Source organism: Bartonella sp. CR84HXZ, assembly GCF_042194535.1.
GTDB classification, from domain to species: domain Bacteria; phylum Pseudomonadota; class Alphaproteobacteria; order Rhizobiales; family Rhizobiaceae; genus Bartonella; species Bartonella grahamii.
The window spans coordinates 1-1,189 of sequence record NZ_JBHIMY010000088.1 but is presented as its reverse complement, the minus strand read 5'-3'; the positions used below and the strand labels follow the sequence as shown (position 1 = coordinate 1,189).

Annotated in this window: 1 protein-coding gene; it reads right to left on the bottom strand. The window is 43.7% G+C overall.

Features of this window, described 5'->3' with window-relative positions; translation table 11 throughout:
• Positions 1-12 precede the first annotated feature (12 nt).
• Positions 13-1,188, bottom strand: a complete 1,176-nt coding sequence (gene tuf, locus ACFIKD_RS09485) for an elongation factor Tu (RefSeq protein WP_012755022.1) — start codon at positions 1,186-1,188, stop codon at positions 13-15.
• Position 1,189 lies beyond the last annotated feature (1 nt).

The window sequence follows — 1,189 nt, the reverse complement described above, 5'->3', positions numbered from 1 at the left end:
AACAAGCATTATTTATTCAATGATCTTAGAGACGATACCGGCACCAACAGTACGACCACCTTCACGAATAGCAAAACGAAGCTTCTCTTCCATCGCTATCGGAACGATCAACGAAACATCCATGGCAACATTGTCGCCTGGCATAACCATTTCCGTTCCTTCTGGAAGCGTAACAATACCTGTAACATCCGTCGTACGGAAGTAAAACTGAGGACGATAATTCGTGAAAAATGGTGTATGACGTCCACCTTCATCTTTTGTCAAAATGTAAGCTTCTGCTTTAAAACGTGTATGAGGCGTAACAGATCCTGGCTTCGCCAATACTTGACCACGCTCAATCCCTTCACGGTCAACACCACGAAGCAGAGCTCCTATATTATCACCCGCTTGACCCTGATCTAAAAGCTTGCGGAACATTTCAACGCCTGTAACCGTCGTCTTAGACGTTGGACGAATACCGATAATCTCGATTTCCTCTCCAACTTTAATAACACCACGCTCAACACGACCCGTAACAACGGTTCCACGACCCGAAATCGAAAATACATCCTCTATCGGCATCAAAAATGGTTGATCAACAGGACGTTCAGGGGTTGGAATATAATTATCAACTTCACTCATTAAAAGACGAACAGCATCTTCACCAATGCTTTTATCCTTATCCTCAAGAGCTGCCAACGCAGAACCTTTAACAATTGGTATATCATCGCCTGGAAAATCATATTTGGATAAAAGTTCCCGAACCTCAAGCTCTACAAGCTCCAAAAGTTCTGCATCATCAACCTGATCAACTTTATTAAGAAAAACAACAATTGCTGGAACACCAACCTGACGCGCAAGCAAAATATGCTCACGTGTCTGAGGCATTGGACCATCAGCTGCTGAAACAACCAAAATAGCACCATCCATCTGTGCTGCCCCTGTGATCATGTTCTTCACATAATCAGCGTGTCCTGGACAATCAACGTGCGCATAGTGACGATTTTCCGTTTCATACTCAACGTGCGCTGTAGAAATAGTAATTCCACGTGCGCGTTCCTCTGGGGCAGCATCAATTTGATCATAGGCTTTAAATTCACCAAAATATTTCGTAATCGCTGCTGTCAACGAGGTCTTCCCATGATCAACGTGACCAATCGTACCAATATTAACATGCGGTTTTGTTCGTTCAAACTTGCTCTTCGCCATC

Bases quoted from the DNA above. Each gene is read 5' to 3' on its own strand.
- tuf (WP_012755022.1), bottom strand. From the start codon at position 1,188: ATGGCGAAGAGCAAGTTTGAACGAACAAAACCGCATGTTAATATTGGT.